This is a genomic window from Lunatimonas lonarensis (assembly GCF_000390185.1).
Classification (GTDB): Bacteria; Bacteroidota; Bacteroidia; order Cytophagales; family Cyclobacteriaceae; genus Lunatimonas; species Lunatimonas lonarensis.
This window is the reverse complement of the sequence record NZ_AQHR01000070.1, coordinates 1-20,275: the sequence shown is the minus strand read 5'-3', so window position 1 is coordinate 20,275 and position 20,275 is coordinate 1. Positions and strand designations below refer to the sequence as shown.

General features: G+C 49.7%; 14 protein-coding genes. 4 read left to right on the top strand and 10 right to left on the bottom strand.

Annotated elements, in window-relative coordinates; translation table 11 throughout:
• Positions 1–26: 26 nt before the first annotated feature.
• From mraY to ADIS_RS11565, 7 genes are all read right to left on the bottom strand, one after another.
• Positions 27–1,238, bottom strand: coding sequence for a phospho-N-acetylmuramoyl-pentapeptide-transferase (gene mraY, locus ADIS_RS11595; protein ID WP_010854705.1), 1,212 nt, complete (start codon positions 1,236–1,238; stop codon positions 27–29).
• The gene (locus ADIS_RS11590; RefSeq protein ID WP_010854704.1) at positions 1,238–2,701 is read right to left on the bottom strand and encodes a UDP-N-acetylmuramoyl-L-alanyl-D-glutamate--2,6-diaminopimelate ligase; all 1,464 of its coding nucleotides are present in this window, start codon (positions 2,699–2,701) and stop codon (positions 1,238–1,240) included. The genes mraY and ADIS_RS11590 overlap by 1 nt, the downstream gene beginning before the upstream one ends.
• Positions 2,701–4,806, bottom strand: a complete 2,106-nt coding sequence (locus tag ADIS_RS11585; protein ID WP_035805730.1) for a penicillin-binding protein — start codon at positions 4,804–4,806, stop codon at positions 2,701–2,703. Before ADIS_RS11585 ends, ADIS_RS11590 begins: the two co-directional genes overlap by 1 nt.
• Positions 4,803–5,189, bottom strand: coding sequence for an FtsL-like putative cell division protein (locus tag ADIS_RS11580; protein WP_010854702.1), 387 nt, complete (start codon positions 5,187–5,189; stop codon positions 4,803–4,805). Before ADIS_RS11580 ends, ADIS_RS11585 begins: the two co-directional genes overlap by 4 nt.
• A 2-nt stretch (positions 5,190–5,191) precedes the next feature.
• Positions 5,192–6,097, bottom strand: coding sequence for a 16S rRNA (cytosine(1402)-N(4))-methyltransferase RsmH (gene rsmH, locus ADIS_RS11575; RefSeq protein WP_010854701.1), 906 nt, complete (start codon positions 6,095–6,097; stop codon positions 5,192–5,194).
• Positions 6,090–6,539 carry a division/cell wall cluster transcriptional repressor MraZ gene (locus ADIS_RS11570; protein WP_010854700.1) on the bottom strand — a complete coding sequence of 150 codons (450 nt, stop codon included), beginning with the start codon at positions 6,537–6,539 and terminating at the stop codon, positions 6,090–6,092. Before ADIS_RS11570 ends, rsmH begins: the two co-directional genes overlap by 8 nt.
• 341 nt (positions 6,540–6,880) lie before the next feature.
• On the bottom strand, positions 6,881–7,855 hold the full coding sequence (locus ADIS_RS11565; protein WP_010854699.1) for a polyprenyl synthetase family protein: 975 nt from the start codon (positions 7,853–7,855) through the stop codon (positions 6,881–6,883).
• A gap of 201 nt (positions 7,856–8,056) precedes the next feature.
• Here ADIS_RS11565 and ADIS_RS11555 point away from each other — a divergent pair, with 201 nt between their 5' ends.
• Positions 8,057–9,760, top strand: coding sequence for a 1-acyl-sn-glycerol-3-phosphate acyltransferase (locus tag ADIS_RS11555; protein WP_010854697.1), 1,704 nt, complete (start codon positions 8,057–8,059; stop codon positions 9,758–9,760).
• A complete protein-coding gene (locus tag ADIS_RS11550; protein WP_010854696.1) occupies positions 9,732–10,790 on the top strand; it encodes an NAD(P)H-dependent glycerol-3-phosphate dehydrogenase in 1,059 nt (352 codons plus the stop codon). The genes ADIS_RS11555 and ADIS_RS11550 overlap by 29 nt, the downstream gene beginning before the upstream one ends.
• Positions 10,791–10,864: 74 nt before the next feature.
• Here ADIS_RS11550 and ADIS_RS11545 read toward each other — a convergent pair whose 3' ends face one another.
• The 3 genes from ADIS_RS11545 to ADIS_RS11535 all read right to left on the bottom strand — a co-directional run bounded on the left by ADIS_RS11545 (position 10,865) and on the right by ADIS_RS11535 (position 14,038).
• Positions 10,865–11,650: a phytanoyl-CoA dioxygenase family protein gene (locus ADIS_RS11545; protein WP_010854695.1), complete on the bottom strand. Its 786-nt coding sequence runs from the start codon at positions 11,648–11,650 to the stop codon at positions 10,865–10,867.
• Positions 11,651–11,738: 88 nt separating this feature from the next.
• Positions 11,739–12,977, bottom strand: coding sequence for a M48 family metallopeptidase (locus tag ADIS_RS11540; RefSeq protein WP_010854694.1), 1,239 nt, complete (start codon positions 12,975–12,977; stop codon positions 11,739–11,741).
• Positions 12,978–12,988: 11 nt separating this feature from the next.
• Entirely contained in the window at positions 12,989–14,038 is a 1,050-nt protein-coding gene (locus ADIS_RS11535) for a PorP/SprF family type IX secretion system membrane protein (protein WP_035805727.1), read from the bottom strand.
• Positions 14,039–14,118: 80 nt separating this feature from the next.
• Here ADIS_RS11535 and ADIS_RS11530 point away from each other — a divergent pair, with 80 nt between their 5' ends.
• A complete protein-coding gene (locus ADIS_RS11530) occupies positions 14,119–19,314 on the top strand; it encodes a T9SS type B sorting domain-containing protein (protein ID WP_010854692.1) in 5,196 nt (1,731 codons plus the stop codon).
• A 3-nt stretch (positions 19,315–19,317) separates the two neighbouring features.
• Positions 19,318–20,070, top strand: coding sequence for a peroxide stress protein YaaA (gene yaaA / locus ADIS_RS11525; RefSeq protein ID WP_010854691.1), 753 nt, complete (start codon positions 19,318–19,320; stop codon positions 20,068–20,070).
• Positions 20,071–20,275: the final 205 nt, after the last annotated feature.

Here is a 20,275-nt window from a genome sequence, read left to right as displayed (position 1 = left end):
ATGCTTGCGTCATGGCCTTGGTCATTTTATCGTAGTTTTAATGTGGCCAAGGCCATAATGGCAAATAGAATCCCCACGATCCAGAACCGAACGGTAATCTTCGGCTCAGGAATGTTTTTTTTCTGGTAATGGTGGTGCAGGGGTGACATGAGGAATATCCTTTTGCCCTCCCCGTATTTTTTTCGGGTATATTTAAAATAGCTGACTTGCGTGATCACAGACAAGAGTTCGATGAGGAACACGCCGCAAAGTAGGGGCAGCAGTAACTCTTTGCGCAGCGTAAGGGAAAGAACGGCGATCACACCTCCGATCATTAGGCTGCCGGTATCTCCCATGAAAACCTGGGCTGGGAAGGCGTTGTACCAGAGGAAACCGACACAGGCTCCCACAAATGCGGCACAGAAAATCACCAGTTCACCTGAATTGGGAATGAACATCACATTGAGATACTGTGAGAAAATCGCGTTGCCGCTGATATAGGCATAGATGGCGATGGTAAGGCCGATAATGGCCGAGATTCCAGCCGCAAGCCCATCTATCCCATCGGTGATATTGGCACCATTGGAGACGGCCGTTACTATAAATATTACCAATCCAATGTATAGGATAGGCACAAAGAAATCACCCAAGAAGCCGAAGATCACTTCGTAGTTCAGCTCATTGTTTTTCAAAAAAGGGATGGTGGTTTTTAGTGATTTTACGTCCTGAAAACCGGGTGTGTCCACGATACCCTCCTCTACGGAAACCGGTCGGTTAAATTCCCGGATAACCACGTCGTCGTGAAAGTAGAGGGTAGCGCCTACAACGACGCCAATTACCACTTGACCGACAATCTTAAACCTGCCCGCCAGTCCTTCTTTGTTTTTCCGGAATACCTTGATGTAGTCGTCCAGAAATCCGATTCCTCCCAGCCAAACCGTGGTGCCCAACAACAAAAGAATATACACATTGAAGACGTTGGCAAATAGGAGTGTGGGGATAACGATCGCCGCGATGATCATCAAACCTCCCATGGTGGGTGTACCCTTCTTTTCCGTCTGCCCCTGAAGGCCCAGTTCCCGTACCGTTTCTCCGATCTGTTGCTTTCGGATCCAGCGGATGATGCTCTCGCCGAAAGTGATCGTAATGATAAGGGAGAACAAAGCCGCCATCCCTGCCCGGAACGAGATATACCTGAACACCCCGGCTCCCGGGACATCAAATGCTTGATCCAAATAGTCAAAAATATGGTACAACATCAGGCAGAGTGGGTTAATTTCAATAGTTCGGTAACGGTCTGTTTGTCGTCAAAGGGGTATTTAACCCCCTTGATCTCTTGATAGGTTTCATGGCCTTTCCCTGCTATGAGGATAATGTCTCCTTTTTGTGCAATAAGGCAGGCCGTTTTGATGGCTTCCCTTCGATCTGCGATAGAGAGGGTCTTCCGCAGATCCACCGGATTGATTCCTGCTTCCATTTCCCGGATGATTTCTCCGGGATCTTCGTAACGCGGATTATCTGAAGTGAAGAGTGCCTTGTCACTATGCAGACAGGCAATTTTGGCCATAATCGGACGCTTTCCCTTGTCCCGGTTGCCCCCACAGCCAACGACGGTAATAAGCTTTTCTCCGCCTGTACGTAGGTTTTGGATGGTTTTCAATACGTTTTCTAAGGCATCGGGAGTATGTGCATAGTCAATGATGGCCGTGACACCGTTGAACACTACCTGCTCAAAGCGACCCGCGGCACCTCTGAGTTGCGAGAGTTGCATGAGCACTTCGTTTGGCTCCTCGCCCAGTACGACCGCTGTGCCGAGCACACCGAGGAGGTTGTAGGCATTGAATTCCCCGATCATTCGAAACCATACCGATTGGTTGTCTATGTCGAGTTCCATACCGTGCAGCGTATTGCTGATGATTTTTGCCTTAAAGTCTCCCGGATATTTCAGCGCGTAGGTGTAGATACTTGCCTGCGTGTTTTGCACCATCACCATACCGCGTTTGTCGTCTGCGTTTACCAGGGCAAAAGCTCCCTGCGGCAAGTCGTCAAACAGTTTCTTTTTTGCTTTGATATAGGCATCAAAGGTTTCGTGGTAATCCAGGTGATCCCGGCTTATATTGGTAAAGATGGCGCCCCGAAACTGTAAACCGGCAATTCGCTCCTGTACGATGGCATGGGAACTGGCTTCCATAAAGCAATAGGAACATCCAGCCTGCACCATTTCGGCCAACAGACTGTTGATGGCAAGGGCGTCGGGGGTAGTGTGGGTGGCTGGGATGATACGGTCGTTGATTCGGTTTTCCACTGTAGAAAGCATTCCCGCCATGTAGCCCATATCCCTGTAGAGCTGATGCAAGAGGGTGACCATGGTGGTTTTTCCATTGGTACCGGTCACTGCTATCAGTTTCAGTTTTCGGGAGGGATGCCCGTGGAAGTTTGCGGCGATCCAGGCCAGTGCCTTGGAGGAATCGGTCACCTGTACGTAGGTAACCTTTTCGTTCAAGTTCTCCGGTAGCTGCTCGCATACCACTGCTACACATCCTTGGCTTATGGCTGCTGAAATATAGGCATGTCCGTCGGTCTGGGTGCCGCGGATGGCTACGAATAAGTCACCTGACGCAATGGCCCGACTGTCAAAGTGGATTTGGCGTATGGGCAGTTCCATGTCTCCCTTGGTGGAGAGCAGAGATACTTTGTATAATATGTCCTTTAATACCTGCATTACCCTAGTACCAATTTGATGATCTGATCTTTCGAAGCAACCGTTCCGGCAGTCAGGGATTGATCCTTTACCCTTCCCTTTCCGCTATATTGTACCCGTAGTCCTGCGCTTTCAAGGACATGTAGAGCGTCACGTAAGGTCATTCCGGTTACATCCGGGATCTGATGGTTATCTACCTTGTTGGATATCCATTGGATGGACTTGTTGCTTACCCTCGACTTCACCCAGCGCTCCTGCTCCTGATAATGGTTGGAAATGCCAAACTTGTTGCATAGCATCTGCAGATCCTCGGTCAGCCCCGCTTGAATGTAGGGCAGGTCGGAGGCGTAGGAGGGCTGTTTCTTCGTGGATTTTTTTTCCGGGCTTAGCTCCAGATCCTGCGCATGGATCTTGTCCGCGATTTCCTTAAAAACGGGTGCGGATATATCGCCCCCGTATGCCTGGAAGCCTTTGGGACTATCAATGATCACAATTGCGCTGTATTTCGGGTTTTCGGCCGGGAAGTACCCTACAAAGGAGGTGTAGTAGGTCTGCGTGTATTTGCCATCAATAAGTTTTTGAGCGGTTCCTGTCTTACCGGCGATTTTGTAGTTTTCATTTTTGATGTTTCTGGCAGTTCCGTTTTCTACTACCCCCTCCAGCAAAGATTGTAGTTGCTGAATGGTTTTCTTCGAGGCAATCTGCTTTTGTATTACCTCGGTAGGGAAGGTTTCTTTGACGGAGTTGCCCTTGCTGATCTGCTGAACGATCATGGGCTTGACCATTTTCCCGTTGTTGGCAATTGCGTTGTAGAGGGTCAAGGTCTGTAGGGGCGTCACCTTCAGTTCGTACCCAATGGACATCCATGGCAGGGTGGTTCCATACCAGGTCTTGGTGCCCGGCTTTTTGAAAAACGGGATTGCTTCGCCTTTGAGCTGGAAGCCAAGGGGCTGGTCCAATCCGGCTTTTGATACATAATTAAGGAAATTGGAGGGAGAGGTACCGAAATGATCGTTTACCAGACGGGAAACACCGATGTTGGACGATTTTTCAAAAACTTCCCGAACCGTAATCTTCCCGAATCCTCCGGTTTTGGCATCCCGCATAGATCGGTCGTAGAATCGGTAAACGCCGTTTCCCGTGTCTATGCTGTCGTTCAGGTTCGTTTTCCCCTCTTCCAGCAGTGCCAACATGGATAGCAGCTTGAACGTAGAGCCGGGTTCAGTGAGTCCTTGTTCCCCAACACCATAGTTATAGTATTCACCATAGCCAGCTCCTTTTTTGTTTTTCTCGAGGTTGGCCAGTGCCTTGATATGTCCGGTGGCTACTTCCATCACGATGACTGATCCGTACGTCGCATCCTTGTTCATCAGCTGGCGTAAAAGGGCGGACTCTGCCACGTCCTGTATATTAATGTCCAATGTAGTGGTGATGTCGTACCCGTCTTCGGGCTTTACGTCATCGGCGTCATGCAGTGGTTTCCAGCTGCCTCCTGCAATCTTTTGGAACAGCGACTCACCATTTTTTCCCTGAAGGTACTCATTGAAGCTGTATTCAATACCGACACCATATTGGTCCTCGTTCAGGAAGCCCACTGTGCGGCCTGCCAGGTTTTTGAAAGGCCGGTACCGTTGATCGACTTTTTCGAAGATTACACCGCCGCCGAGACGGCCTTCACGGAGTATGGGCCACTTCATCAGGGCCAGTTTTTCCTGATAGCCGATGTGTTTGCGGTTGATTATCAGGTATTTTTTACCGCTCACGCGGGCATCTTGGATCATTCTCCTGTAGGCAGTGGCGGACTTGTCCTTGTAAAAGCCCGCCAGCAGGGTGGATAGGGAGTCAATGTTGGCACGGAATTTTTCCTCAGAGACGATGCTAGGATCCAGTACGACGCGGTAAAAGGGCAAGCTCGTGGCCAACAGGCTGCCATCGCTGCTGTAGATGTTGCCGCGGGTAGCCTTTACGGGCCGGTACTGAAGGTGGATATCCTCGGAGATTTCCTGCCATTTTTCTCCCTCTACCCATTGGATGGTGCTGATACGGTAAAAGATAGCCCCGGCAATCAGCGTGGTTGCCAAGAAGGCTATTCTCACACGGAATAATATGGATCGTTTGATGTTCACTTTTTCAAGACGATTTTATGGGGTGGTCTATCAATTTCTTCTATGCCAAGTGGTGCAATTTTCTTGGCCACTTCCGATTGCTTTCCGGCGTACATAAAGGCCGCTTCGAGCGTGGTTACGTCTGCACGGATGTCTTCGACCTCCTGTTGTAGGATTTCGATTTTTCGGATTGTATTTTCTGCCTTATGGTTGCTCCATATATAGATTAGCGCCAGCGACGCCGCATATAGAAAAGGAGGAACCAGACCGACGGGTACCCCTTCCCCGAATAGGCCGGTGAGTGCCAGTTTTCGTTCAATGAAACCGAACAGGTTGCGCCGGTTTCCCGGCTGTTGGATACCGGGCCTGGCGTTGACTTTGGATTTAAAGGTGTTGCCTGCCATACCTATCTTTTTTCTGCAATTCTCAACTTGGCGCTTCTGGCCCGAGGGTTGGAAGCCACCTCTTCTGAATCGGCCACAAGGGCCTTTTTGTTGACCGGTTCCAAGGGTCGCTGGATGTTCCCAAAGAAATCCTTGTCTACCTCTCCATGGAACTTCCCCTTTTGTATGAAGTTTTTTACCAGACGGTCCTCAAGGGAATGATAGCTCATGACCACCAGTCGCCCACCGGGGGCCAATACCTCCGCACTTTGGGTCAGCATATCTCTTAAGGCTCCCAATTCATCGTTTACCACGATGCGTAGGGCCTGAAAGACCTGGGCAAAGTATTTGAACTGTTTGCCGCGTGGGGCAAAGCGCTCCAGGAGACTTTTGAAGTGGGCGATGGTTTGAATGGGGTTTACGGCCCGCTCTGCCACAATCGCCCTGGCGAGGCTCTTTGCGTTCTTTACTTCGCCATACTGCCCAAATATCCTGTGGAGTTCCTCCTCTTCGTAGCTATGGAGGATACTGGCAGCGGTAAGGTCTCCCGATTGATTCATCCGCATATCCAGGTCTGCATCATAGCGGGTGGAGAATCCCCTGCCAGGCTCGTCGATCTGATGGGAGGAAATACCCAAATCAGCCAAAATGCCATCCACCTGGTGGACACCATATAGCTTAAGGTAACGCTTCAGATCCCGGAAGTTGGCCTGTAGGAAGGTGAACCTATCGTCATCCGGTACATTGTCCAATACATCGCTATCCTGGTCAAAACCAAATAAATGACCCCCTTTTAGGTGTTTTAGGATTTCGCGCGAATGCCCACCACCACCGAACGTGAGGTCCAGGTAGGTCCCTTCAGGCTTGATGTTCAAGCCCTGAATGCATGCTTGGAGCATGACCGGTATATGGTAGGTTTCATTATCCATTTTTTCCCATAAATTCCGAGTACATTGCTGCGTAGTTTCCTAGGGCCGCTTCTTCCCTTGCATCGAGCGATTCAGTATTCCAAATTTCGATGCGGGTACCAATACCGATTACGCTTGCCGAATCCTCGAGCTTTGCGTATAGCAAAAGGTTTTTGGGTATGAGGATCCTGCCAGCACTGTCCATTTCCACAATCACCTCCCGTCGAAAGTAGGCCCTTTGGAAATCCCTGACCCGTTCGTCCGTGGCATCCAGATTTGCCAGAAGGCTATATTCTTTTTTCGCTTCGAGGTGTGTTCTTAAGACCAGGCAGTTTTCCAGCCCTTTTCGGAGGTAAAGTTCGTTGCTGGGAGATTCGGGAAGTGAAGCTTTCAGCCTCGCAGGGAGAACCAGGCGCCCTTTGGCGTCCAGTTTGCATATATAATCTCCCGTGAAAACTCCCATGCCTTTTTTAAAAATTACCGTAAATACAAAAGTAATAAATCATCAAACACTATCTACCACAATGCCCCACTTTTTACCACTTGAGTATAAAAGTATCCAAAAGTTAGAATCAATGCAATCTTTTTGTCAAAAAAAACAATCCACTATCCGCTGAATTTCACGGGTTTAGTAGCGCTTTTTTTGAAGTGAAAAGTCCCCAAAAACCTGTTCTGGCTCTGATTATGGGTTTGTAGGATACAAAATGAAATTGACAGCTAGGAATTTGGATTTCAGTTCATAAAAGTAAAGTGGGGGAAAATCCCATGGAAATGCAAGCTCTGAAAAATATTGGTTTTGTCCGGTTATTTTTTTCGCTCTATGGTGTAGGTGACCAGGTCGGCCAAGGAAGCTTTGTATTCGGAGGCGGGAAGGTCATCGAGGATTTCCAACGCCTCCCGGTAAAAGTTGTTCATGATTTTTTCGGAGTACTCCAGCCCACCTGATTGCTTTACAAAGGATATCACCTCATTTACCGCCTTTTTATCCTCGTTTTTGTTTCGGATAAGGTAGATGATTCGTTTTTTGTCCAGCCATGAGGCATGGTTTAGGGAGTATATAAGGGGAAGGGTCAGTTTTTTTTCTTTAATATCGATACCCACAGGTTTGCCCACCACGTCTTGCCCATAGTCAAAAAGGTCGTCTTTTATCTGAAATGCCATACCGACTTTTTCGCCAAACAGCCGCATTTTCTCGATAAGCCCTTGGTCCGACTGCGCGGTAGCTGCTCCCACCGAACAGCAGGATGCAATCAGGCTTGCTGTTTTTTGCCGGATGATGGTATAATACACCTCCTCCGTGATGTCGAGGTTTCGGGCTTTGGCGATCTGTAGCAGCTCACCCTCGCTCATTTCACGTACCGCATGGGAGACAATCCGAAGCAACTCAAAGTCTCCGTTGTCCACACTGAGCAGCAGCCCACGGGACAGGAGGTAATCCCCAACCAAAACGGCGATTTTGTTTTTCCACAGCGCATTGACCGAAAAGAATCCCCTGCGGTAGTTGGCATCATCTACCACATCATCATGTACCAGCGTGGCGGTATGCAGCAACTCGATCAGGGCGGCACCACGGTAGGTGGATTCGCTGATACCCCCGGACACACCCGCTGTGAGAAACACAAACATGGGGCGCATCTGCTTGCCCTTTCGCTTTACGATGTAGGAGGTGATATGATCCAAAAGTTTCACGTTACTTTTCATAAAAGCGCGAAACTTTTTTTCAAAATCAGCCATCTCCGTTGCAATCGGGGCCTGTATCTGGGTTAAATCCTGCTTCATTTTGCCTATGGTGGTGCAATAATACGACCTATTCGTTCATTGACAAAACGGCATTCCTGAATAATCTGTTTGGTTACTTTCAAAAAATTCAAATCTCGATTGAAAATGTATAACTTGGCATTTATTCCAAAAGCAGCCCTTTTGTTTACGGCATAAGGGTTCTGGTTTTTTCTATCTTTGTAGTTACCAAACACTGAAAACTTGACTGACGACTATATCAAGCACGCCTATGATCCGATTTTGCCCCGTAAGGATGAATGGCCCGTCGTAAAGCTAGCCAAAGACCGGAAAGCGTTTATCACCTTGGTGACCGAAGCCAGTATGGCACGGATACTGGAGCTGACAGGTAATCGACTGCACCTGTTGAAGGAAGAGCTGGAAACCGCTCTTTACAGGGAGCGGATGCGCTTAAAGCAAAATCCATGGTTGGTAGATCCGGATGATGAGCCGTTGTTCTGGTCGAAAATAAAGTCGTCGCTGCTCGCCGTGGAGTTAGAGCAGGGCCTATCCTCGGAACAGAAACGAAAGGCCTACCTGGATATACTTGAGACGATTGTACGCCGGTATGTGGAGGAAATAGCCAGTAACTTCAAGCATTCGCACTACAAGATGACCCGTAGTATGGTCACCTTTGGTTTTTCCCGGTTGCTCAATGCTGCGCGGGTAAAGGGGGTTAAGTCATTTTTCAGCAACCAGTACAGTCTTCAGGATAAAATTCAGATAATCGGAGAGACCGATCAGCTCCGTGACCTGGCCTCAAAAGGGACCATCGTTATGGTGCCTACCCACTTTTCCAACCTGGACAGTATTCTAATAGGCTGGACCATCAGCACATTGGGGCTGCCGCCCTTTATTTACGGTGCCGGTCTAAACCTGTTCAATATTCAGATTTTTGCGTATTTCATGGATGCGCTGGGTGCTTATAAGGTAGACAGAAGAAAGAAGAACTTGGTATACGTGGAGACGTTGAAAACGTATTCCTCAGAGGCCATTCAATTTGGCTGCCATAGCCTGTTTTTTCCGGGTGGAACCCGGTCTAGAAGTGGAAATATTGAATCCAAGCTGAAACTGGGACTGCTCAGTACGGCTGTGGAAGCCCAGCGTGCAAATTTTGAAAAGAATTTAAACGACGTTTCCGGTAAGATTTTCATTGTGCCCGTTACGATCAACTACCATTTCGTGCTGGAGGCACCAAGCCTGATACATGAGCACCTGAACCTCATGGGACAGGAGCGCTACTACAAGGAGACGGACGAATTTTCCACTTCGTATAAGATTTCCAAGTTTTTGGTCAAGTTCTTTACCAAGGGATCAGATATTTCGGTATCCATTGGCAGGGCCATGGATATCATGGGCAACTATGTAGATGAAGAGGGTAGGAGCTTGGATAAATTCGGACGGATCGTTGATTGCAGGGATTATTTTGTTTCCAATGGCAAGCTGACGGTAGACACCCAGCGGGAGGAGGAATATACCAAGGCACTCGGAAACAGGATCGTGGAGGAGTTCCACAAGATCAACCGGGTTTTTAGCAGCCATGTGGTTGCCTTTACAGCATTTAACCTGATCAAGCGGGCCAACAAAAAGCTGGATCTTTTTAGCCTGCTCAAGTTGCCGGAGGAGGATATTTCCATACCCTATGACACCTTTAAAGCAGCTTGCACTCGGGTGTTGGACAAAATTCGCCAGCTAAAGAGCCAAGGAAGGGTACACATGGCGCCGCATTTAAATGACGACATAGACCGAATTATCCGGCACGGACTGGACAATGTGGGTATGTACCATGCCAAACGTCCTCTGGTGCTCGGTAAGTCACAGGAGATTCTCACCGAGGACCTTAACCTATTGTACTACTATCATAACAGACTGCAAGGCTATGAGCTCGAAAAGCTATTCAAGGGATAAGTCGGTAGGCGTGATCGGTGTGGGCAGCTTTGGCGTGGCAATTGCCAACCTGTTGGCCGAGAAAAACCGTGTACTGGTCTACGCCCGAGATCCAGAGGTCGTGGAGGAAATAAACACCCAACACACGGCTAGAGGAAGGGCCTTGGCTCACTCCATTGTGGGTACCGGAGATCCGGAGTTTATCTGCCAGGCCTGTGGCACCCTGTTTCCGATGATTCCTTCAGGGGGGTTTAGGGAAGTTATGCGGCTATTTGCGCCTTTTTTGCACCCTTATCATTTTCTTATTCATGGCACAAAGGGTCTATCACTGACCTTGCCCGAGGGAAAAACCATGGATGAGGTAAACAAGATAAGCCGGGAGCACATTTCCACCATGAGTGAGGTGATCTTGCAGGAGACCGTGGTGGTACGGGTAGGGTGCCTGGCAGGCCCCAATCTTGCCAAGGAACTGATGCAGAAGCAGCCGGCTGCTACGGTGATTGCCAGCCGGTACAACGAAGTGATATTGGAGGGACAGCGGCTACTCCGTTCGGACAACTTTCAAGTGTACGGCAACTCGGATATCATAGGGGTAGAGCTCAGTGGTGTGCTCAAAAATACGATTGCCATCGCAGCCGGAGCACTCTCCGGGCTAGGCTTGGGGGAAAATGCCAAGGGACTTCTTGTTTCTAGGGGGATGGTTGAGCTGATTTATCTGGGAAATGCGCTGGGGGGCAGTACCAAGTCGTTTATCGGCCTTGCGGGTATAGGGGATCTGGTAACTACCTGTAACTCCACCCTGTCCAGAAATTTTACAGTGGGATACCGACTTGCCAAGGGAGAACAATTGTCAGCCATCGTAGCCGATATGGAAGAGGTGGCGGAGGGCATCAACACGGTGCGGTTGATCAAACTTTTTTTGGAGAGCAAGGATCTGCGGGCACCCATTACCGAAAACCTCTACAAAGTCCTTTTCGAGTCTTTTAAAGTGGAAACAGCCCTTCAGTACCTGATGAAATACCCCTTTAACGTGGATGTGGATTTCCTGTGAACGGAGAAACCATAAAACGCCTATCGGTGTATGCTGATGATACTGCCAAAGGATGTACGGTATACTCACGGGTTTTATAATACATCCAAAATGGCTGCCGCCGGTGTACCAATCCGATCTAAGGTCTCGGGTGTAATGTATCGTCGTTGATCGCTTTGCTGTGGCTGGTCCTTTCTGCAAAAATAGCTATGGATCGCCCGCCGGGGTTTGTCGGTGTGGTTTTTGGTGCCACCGTGCCATGTGTGTGAATTGAATATGACCACAGATCCGGCTTCTGCTTCGATGACTTTTTCTTCCGGGTGGGTATCCATCGGATTTGCCATCACTTCCTGGGGCAAGTGCTGGCTTAAATGCGTGCCAGGCACGATTCGGGTAGCGCCGTTGGCAGCGTAGAAATCGTCCAATAACCAAATGGAATTACAGACCCGGTAATCTCCTGCCGGTACTGCATCCGGGTAATCGGCATGGAGTTTCTGTAGCCCGTCGCCAGGTTTTGCCGCACGATAATTCAACGAAGAAAGCTTTAACTCTCCACCGAGGACATGACGGATAGCTGCCAATACTTTTGGGTGGGTATAAAAAACATCAAACTCTGTTCCCTTATTGACCAAGTTGCCCAATCGGTCCGCACCCGCCTCTTTCGGGTGTCTGATAAAGGGAGACTCTGCCAACTCGCTGCCTGCCATTTCACCTTCCGATTCCAGCAGTTGGCCGATTTTTGACCGGATGGCTTCCAACTGATCGTCATTAAGTAACTTGCCTAGGTTTAGGTAGCCATTTTTATCCAGAAATTCAATTTCTGATTCGGAGAGGAGCGTCTCGCTAACCCCCAATTCATTGAGTGCTGAGTTGCTATCCATGGTTGGACTGAATTATCGGTTTATTGTGTTTATTCCGATTGAAAATTAGTGTATTCCTCGAAAATCTACTAGGGTGACAGCAAAAAAATCATCCCGTTGTTTCCAGCTTTGCGAGCCGCTGTAGTAATGGGGGGTGGGAGTAGTTCATAAAGACGTACCAAGGGTGTGGGTTAAGGTTGGTCAGGTTGTTGACGGATAGTTTTTTCAGGGCCGTCGCCAGTGGTTGCCCATCAAAGGTAGATTTGGCAAAGGCGTCTGCCTCAAACTCATGTTTTCTGCTAAGTATATTCATGCCCACTCCGATCAGTGCCGAAAGGGGAGAGAATAACATGGTGAAGCCAACTAAATTCAGGTGGACAGCCATTTCGCTACCTCCGAGGGCAAGACTCAGCGATTCGCTGAAGATCAATTGGGCCAGAACGAAAAGGATCAGCCCGGTTTGCAGAATTCCCAACACAAGGTTGGTCACAATATGGCGTTTTTTGTAGTGGCCGATTTCATGGGCCAGCACGGCAACCAGCTCGTCGGTGCTGTGCTGGGCAATCAATGTGTCGTACAAGACAACCTTTTTCCGTTTGCCAAACCCGGAAAAAAAGGCGTTTGCCTTGGATGATCTTTTGCTGCCGTCTATGACAAATACGTTTTCCAATGGGAAACCGGCCTTGCTGGCGTAGCTGAGGATCGCCTGCCTCAGTTCTCCCTCTTCCAGAGGTGTAAGTTTATTGAAAAGAGGAAGGATGTAGCTGGAAAAGAGTCCGTTGACCAATACCATGAACACGCCGGTAACCAGCCAGAATTGCCACCAGAAATCAACCCCCATGTAGTTGACCAATAGAAGGAAGGTGAGCAAAAGTGAGCCGCCAATCACGATTGAGAGTAGGTATCCTTTGAGCTTGTCGGAAAGGAAGGTACCCATGCTCGTGTTGTTGAACCCGAACCGCTGTTCTATTACAAACGTGTGGTAATAGTCAAAGGGAATACCCATCAGATCGGATCCAAGGTAAAGCACCGCAAAATAGAGGGCCGGAAGCCAGAGTGGGTGTATGGTAAATTGGCTGAGAAAAGCATCCAGCCAGCCAAAAAAACCAGACGCAAGAAATAAGATCGTTAGACCGAAGGAAAAAAAACTGGCCACAAGGGAAAAGTTGAAGTTTACGCGTTGGTATTCATTTGCCTTTGTAAGCTTTTCGGTGTCTAGATAACCCTCCATGGTCTTTGGGATCCCATTTTCTTTCCGGCGAATATTAAGCCAATTCAGGAATTTGGAAGAAATAAAATTAACCGAAAGAATACCTATAAGCAGGTATGTGATCGTGTTGGGGTCCATGGGACATTGTGTTAGAATTTTGGACAGGGCAGGATGGTCGACCTTTTTGGGGGTGCCCCGGGATTTTTGGGAGGGAACACGTACGAAACACTTATTTCGTGTGCACCTCCGGACTGAATCCCCAATTGGGAAACGGTGTAGTCAAAGCTGTACCCTATATTAAGGCCCGAGGGCAGATTGAACCCTACCATCAGTACCAGCGCGTCCCGGTTACTTTGTTGTTCAACCGGCTTGTAGGGGAGTCCACGGTACCATAAGCCGAATAGGATCGGTTCCATATAAAAATACGCACCTAGGTCCAATTGTTCAAATGGCCCCTGTTTTTTGAAATTCACGGTAGGAGTAAAGTATCGCTCCCGGTAGGTGTGGGTAAAATCACGCTTCATGGGCCCGTTTCCAAGGGATATTCTGTACCCTGCATGGAAAGAGTACTTCATGGGCAGGTGGCTGAACCCATCTTGAACAAAGCTTTGGTTGGGTTGGTTTATGTGGTGTCCTGTGAATCCAAGCCAGAAGGTTTCGGTAAAGAAAAGTCCACCGAGGGAAAGGGAAAGTAGGTTGACAGGTTCTCCAAACCCCGCCAGTTCGGTGCCCGGTAACAAGGGGCCGAAGGGGTTGGTGGGGTCGATATTATTGGCGAAGACCAAGCTTTCGTAGAAGCCTATGTCGCGTCGCATATACGTTGCCTGAAATCCCGGGCGGAAATAGGCACCCTCTGCCAGCCGGAGTTCGTAGGAAACCATTCCCGATAGGGAGGTGGAATGCAAACCGGCTGCACCCTCTACGTCGTTGGTGGCCAAAAAGCCCACACCGGTGTTGTATTCTTCCAGAAAGGTGTCCACATAGGCAGAAAACGTACTGAAGTTGGCATCCAATCCCGGCCACTGATTGCGGTAATTCACTCCTACCCGGGTACTGAGCTCTGATCCGGCAAAAGCAGGATTAAGGAACAGCGGGGCCGCATAGTACTGACTGTAATGGGGGTCTTGTCCAAAGGATTTGGTAGCCAAGACCATAAACAGGACGCTGAAAAAAACTCTATTTAATTGCGACTTTAACAAAGATTTATTCGTTAATTGAATACTTATCAGCTTATAAACGGATGGCGGCTTTAAAGCGTATTTAAAGCAGCGTGTAAATTATGAAATCTCTTTCAATCTACATAAATCATGGTATTTTTGTTTTGATAGCCATGGTTTTATTATTTTTTGATTTTCAGGCTGCTAAGGCTCAGGGATTTAATAATAATGAGTGGATTTTTGGGTACTGCGAAGGAGGCGAAAACAACTACCTATCGTTCGGAAAGGATGGCACGGCCCGTGTCAGAACCCTGTCACCCTCGGTCGTTCTTGGCAAAGGTAATACAGCCATGGCCATAGATCCCATATCAGGAGACATTCTTTTCTATACAGACGGAGCTCTGGTGTACAACTACCTAAACCAGCCCATGCAGGGTATCATTGGGGAGTTGGGAGGGGACGAAACGGGCAGACAGACCGTGGCGATCGCCGTACAGGAATTTGACCCGATTCCAGGGGGAAGCCGTTCTTTTTATCTTTTTTTTATCAACCGCCGCGGTGAGTTGGAGTACGATGTGGTGGACATGAATAACCAGGGAGGTGCGCCCGCCAGTCAACCTCCCGCAGGGGCTGTATCAGGTGGAGGAATCCTAGGTACCGCACAGGGTGGAGTCGCAGTTATCAAGACTCCGGCATCGGAGAGTCATTTGGTGTTTTTTGATAACGGAAATCTACAGGTGTACCGAATTGAGGATCAATTGGGGCAGTTTACCTTGCTGCAGAGCGAGGCACTGGATTTTGTGCCCGAGGCGTTTGTGTTTGATGAAGGATCGGAGAAGTTTGTGGTCATCCCACAGGGTACGGGTGCTGATTTGATAGTCTTTGATTTTGATGCTTCCTCGGGGACATTGGGAAATGCGCAGACGCTGGAAAATACGGGGGGCGATGATCCCATTTTTGGGGTGGCCTTTTCTCCCGATGGATCCATGCTGTATTTTTCGCGGGGAAACCAGCTTTTCAGAATCGGTGCGGATGGATCCCTGGCCGATGAATTGCCGGAAGAAGAGGAGGAGGAAGACCAGGAAGATGAAGACCCAGAGATTCTTACAGGACCGGTGGAGGTTGCGCTGGGGCATGACCTTTTCCGGATTTATGACCTTCGCGTAGGACCGGATGGACAGTTGTATTACATTTATGAAGAGACTGAGGGAGGCCCCCAGTTTTTAGGGAGGATCGTCAATCCGGATGAGGAGGCGTTGGGCGAGCTGACAGTCGAAGCCGACCCTTTTGAGGGTACAGACTTTTGTGGAAGGGTATTCACGGTTTTTACCCCCACCATTGACGTGGGTCCGGAAGTGGATTTTACATGGGAGCCGTTCGATCCCTGTATGAACAATCCGCTGCTGCTGACCAGCCAAATTTCTCCACCAAATTACAGGCCTGTAAGCTTTAATTGGGAGATTTTGCCTCCATTGGTAGATGAGGATGGAGAGGAGATTGAAATGGATCTTAGCAAAGAGCACTTGCTTTTGCCTAGAGAGGCTACTTCCGAACAGCAGGTGACGGTGGTGCTAACGGTTACCTTTGCCAATGGAGAGACACGGGAGGTCACCCAGACCATCAATTTTCAGGAGAATGATCTGCAGGTTCAGTTTAATCCGGCAGATACTACCTTGTGTGATCCGGCATGTATAGACCTGATGCCGCTAGTGGACGTGCAAAGCGGACAGGATCAAGGTGGGCAGCCTGGTCAACCAGGAGTTGGTCAACCTGGCTTCGGTCAGCCCGGTTTTGGACAACCAGGGTTTGGTCAACCCGGTTTCGGCCAACCTGGGGTTGGTCAGCCGGGGTTTGGCCAGCAGCCCGGACAGGGAGGCAATTACGAATATTTTTGGTCGAATAAGCGGGAAGATGGTTGGGGTCCCGAGGCTCCCAACGAGGTATGTAGACCCGGGTACTATTGGGTATTGGTTAGGGAAGTGGGATCCACCTGTTATTCGTATGCGGGCATTCGGATCCAGATGTGGGATGTACAAGACCAAACCAACAATATCTGGTATTTTGGCGACGGCGCCGGTCTGGACTTTAATCCCGACCCGGACGATCCCGATGCGCCAGTGCCTAGACCCATTCCGAGCAGGCATCCACGAAACATCCCTGCGGGTGTGACCACCGTCTCCGACCAGGCTGGTCAGGTGCTGTTTTTTACGGATGGGGAGACCGTATGGGACCTCAATGGCAATCCCATGCAAAACGGCTTGGATATAGGTGGAGATCCGCAGTCTGCGGGCAGTGTGATCGCTGTGCCGGTTGCTTCGGACGAGACGCTGTTTTACCTTTTCACTACCCGACGGGGAGCAGATGGCAACAGCGTGGTCAGTTTTTCCATGGTGGATATCAAAGGCAACAATGATGACGGCGTAGGCAATGTCGTCACCAAAAATAATTTTCTGTTCAGTTCTAGTACCGAGCACTCGGCGGCACTCAATGCCGGAGATACAACCTGGGTGGCTTTCCATGAGGCAGGAAACAATACCTTCCGTATGTATCCTGTTTCAGGGCAGGGCATTGGGCAGCCGGTATTCAGTTCAGTCGGGGGTGTTCATAGCTTTGGTTCCAGTTCGGGAGTAATGAAATTTTCCGGTGACGGATCCAGGCTGGCCATTACCTTTCAGGAGGGGGGGATGAACAAGTTGCAGATATTTGACTTTGATCAGAATACCGGAGAGCTTACCGAGTTCGCCCTGCTTGATTTGGGAACGGACGGCGACGTGTATGGGCTAGAGTTCTCTACAGACAATACCCGGGTCTATGTGTCCTACCGAAATGGCGGTCCCGGCGTAGAGGAGTTTTATCTGAGTAGCGTGGAGGAAACCGATGATTCGGATCCCGATAACCCGGTGACGACCCGCTGTCAGGAATGCTTCGACTCCGCAGTGGAAAGGCGCGAGATCGAACAGTGTATTCTTGCGAGTCGGGCGGCTATCTCCCAAACGGGTGGATTGCCCTTGGGTGCGTTGCAGGTGGGGCCAGACGGGCAGATTTACGTGGCAGTGGTCGGCTCAAACCAGATTGGGCAGATTTTGCCCGGTAGGGGGTGTAACCCAAGTACGTTCAACCAAGACGCGGTAGAGCCCATGCCGGGTACTACCAACCTAGGCCTTCCTTCTTTCGTCCAGCAATCGGGTTCCAATATTCCGGAGCCAAGCCTTGCCGGTCCCAATAGGCTCTGTGTGGGAGCTGACGAGGGTGCCGTGGGGCTTTTTGAAGGTGGGGGAGAGCCGGACATCGATTTATACAACTGGACCATATTCAATGAGCAGGGGGAAATTGTAGATCAGTTTTTGAACGGTGCCGAGGAGCTACAGAACCTTGAGTACCAGTTCGCCACTGCCGGACTTTTCACGGTACAGTTGGAGGTGAATCGCTGCGGGGAGCCGTGGGACGAGATCTTCCGGCTGGAGGTAGAGGTCGTCGATTCTCCGGAAATCATCCTTCCCACCGACATCGCCTTGTGTGCGGATGCTGTGCTCGAGTTGGTTGCGGTAGATCCCGATGATCCCCGATTGGACGAATACGTGTTTGAGTGGGTAAATGCCGCCGGTGAAATCGTAGGAGACCAGAACGTATTGGAGGTAACCGAGGAAAGTATCTACACGGTGACCGTGGCCTATCGCCTGCCCGAGGATGCTGACCCAGAGATGTTTCAGACCTGCCCGGTATCCCGCTCTGTATTCGTTGGCCCTCCTTTTGATTTTGATATCGATCAGTCGGAGGAGGAGGTGTGTTTGGGCGAAACGGTCACTTTCACGCCAAATTCCCCCGTGTCGGGTTCTTGGTCCATTCATCGGGAGGGTTCCCAAGATCGAATCTCCCTTCCGGATACCCTGCAACTGACCTTGAATACCGCCATCTTGGGTGAAGCAGGCGATTATGAGCTGTTCTTCTTGACCTCTGACCCGCTGGACGAGACCTGCCTTTTTGAGCGATCTGCCTTCCTACGTGTGAATGCCGGGCCGCAATTTGAGGTGATTGCCACTTCGCCCGCCCAAAGCTGCGAGATCGGCGACGGAGTGCTTGAGATTCAGGCTGGTGTTCTCTTGGATAGCTTGGTAGTGCAAGAAACCGGTCAGCTTTTCTTTGACGTTCTTCCCAACGACATTATCGTGGTAGATGGGCTTGAACCTGGTATTTATACCCTGTTGGGCTTTGCAAACGGGTGTTCCTCCTCGCAGGCAGCTGTGATTGAAAATGCAAACCCGCCCTCGGATGTGTTGTTTGAGTTGGAAACCCGGGATGAACAGTGTGCTCCGGAGGGATTGGTGGCCGGCGGCATTTCCATCTTGTTTGGCAATGGGCCTGCATCAGGAGTGTATGAAGTACTTGGGTTGGATACCGGGGAGCTGATTTCGGAATCTTTTGCCAACCAGTCCGTCATTGCGTTAGACCTCCCGCCAGGGAGGTACTTGGTTTCTGTCACGGATGTGGGAGGTTGTGAGGTGCCTGCCCCCTCTGAGGTGATCGTCAATGAGTTTTCCGAGTCCGTTGAAGTAGAGCTTTTCAGCCCCAACCTATGCGGCCCGGTGGTATCTACCAGTATCACCGCTTCAGGAGATTTTTTGGCGGTCGACCGATTCGGTTGGTTTAGGGAAGTTAATGGTGAATTTATTCCGATTACCGGTGAGAGCGGGATGGTGATTTCGGTCAGTGAGCCCGGCCGATACGAGGTCAGGCTGTACAACGAGTTCGACTGTATTATCGGGAGCGGGGTCATAGACGTAATCCAGTCAGCCACGGAACCACCTGTACTGAGTCCACGCTACGTAATCTGCACGCTGGATGGAAATCTCGCGGAGCTACAGGCCGGTGCAGGGTTTGCCTCGTATTCCTGGAGCCTCGACGGGCAGGAGTTGGGACGTGAGGCCCGATTTGTGCCTACCTTGCCGGGGCGATATGAGTTGCTTGTGACGGATGAAGCGGGTTGCGAATTCCTGGTTGATTTTGAAGTAGAAGAGGACTGCGAGATCAATGTACGGTTCCCCAATGCCATTATTCCGGGAAGCCCTACCAGAAACTTCCTGCTGTACACCAGGGGGCCGATCGATAAGCTGGGGGTGTACATATATAATAGATGGGGTGAGCTGATTTATTATTGTGAGGAAACCAATCCCTCCGAGGAAATATCTATTTGTACCTGGGATGGCTATGTCAACGGCCAAAAAGTCCCGGTGGGAACATATCCGGTCGTTGTGAAGTTTAGTAATCAGCAACAGCAAATCGAACGAACAATACGAAGAGCGATCGTAGTAATTGAGTAATCTATGGTAATTTTAATTTCCCCGGCAAAGACATTGGACTGGAGTGACAGTAATGTGGATCTTTTTACCCGTCCGGACTTTAAAAAAGAAATTAGGGAACTGGTATCCCTGATGCGCAAAAAGGATCCCTCCGAAATCCGGGAGTTGATGCACGTAAGTGAAAACTTGGCCACATTAAACCACGAGCGTTATCAACGGTTTCAGGAAGAGTTTTCGATGGGCAATTCCAAACAGGCGCTATTGGCTTTCAAGGGAGACGTCTACACCAAAATCGATGTGGAGAACTATGGAGAGGCGGACTTTGACTTTGCCCAAAGTCACCTGCGTATCCTTTCCGGATTGTACGGTCTGCTACGGCCGATGGATTTGATTCAGCCCTACCGCCTGGAGATGGGCGTCAAGCTAAGGAATAACAAAGCAAAGGATCTCTATGGGTTTTGGGGGCAGAAAATTGCCCAAGCCATCAATGATGCGGCAAAAGGCCAGGAAATCGTGAATCTGGCCTCGCAGGAATACTTCAAGGCGGTGGATCGGGAGAGCCTCCATTCAAGGGTGGTCACGCCGACTTTTAAAGAATACCGGGACGGTACGTACAAGGTAATCGGCCTTTTTGCAAAGCAGGCTAGGGGACTGATGACCGATTTCGTGATCAAAAACCGGTTGACCGATGTGGAGCAACTCAAAACCTTTCAAGCAGAAAGGTACGAGTACTCCGAACCGCTCAGTACCGAAGACGAGTGGGTGTTTGTAAGGTAGTTGCAGTTAAGTAAAGGATCGATCGATTTAGGTTTTAGGGGCTGCTGTTCGGGTGGTTTGATGCAGTTCAAAAAACCATGGAAATAGGTTGATTTGTGGCAATTCGGGATCCAATCGCTCGGAATCGATCCTATCGCTTGCCGCCCATAGGGTCGTTTTTTTTACATAAAGTCTATTATTAAATTACACAAAATGTCACTATCTT